Origin of the sequence: Rhodoplanes roseus (assembly GCF_003258865.1) — a bacterium.
Taxonomy (GTDB): domain Bacteria; phylum Pseudomonadota; class Alphaproteobacteria; order Rhizobiales; family Xanthobacteraceae; genus Rhodoplanes; species Rhodoplanes roseus.
This window is the reverse complement of the sequence record NZ_NPEX01001012.1, coordinates 1-238: the sequence shown is the minus strand read 5'-3', so window position 1 is coordinate 238 and position 238 is coordinate 1. Positions and strand designations below refer to the sequence as shown.

Here is a 238-nt window from a genome sequence, read left to right as displayed (position 1 = left end):
TCATGGTTTCGGCGAGCCCGCTGACGCGATCGTCCCACCACGCCGGAGATGATTTCGCCCGCCTCCGCAAGGCCCGCGCTGCACTCGCCAGCTGATCCCATGCATCATCACGAGACTTCCCGCACCGTCAGCCACTCCGCGGAGGAGATGTTCGATCTCGTCGCGGACGTGGAGAAATATCCCCAATTCGTGCCGTTCTGCGAAAGGCTGAACGTACGGGGAAGAAAGCAGATCGAGG

General features: G+C 61.8%; 1 protein-coding gene. It reads left to right on the top strand.

Annotation, left to right across the window (positions count from 1 at the left end; translation table 11 throughout):
- Positions 1-99 precede the first annotated feature (99 nt).
- On the top strand, positions 100-238 hold a 139-nt coding region (locus tag CH341_RS33400; protein WP_281023752.1), incomplete at its 3' end, for a type II toxin-antitoxin system RatA family toxin.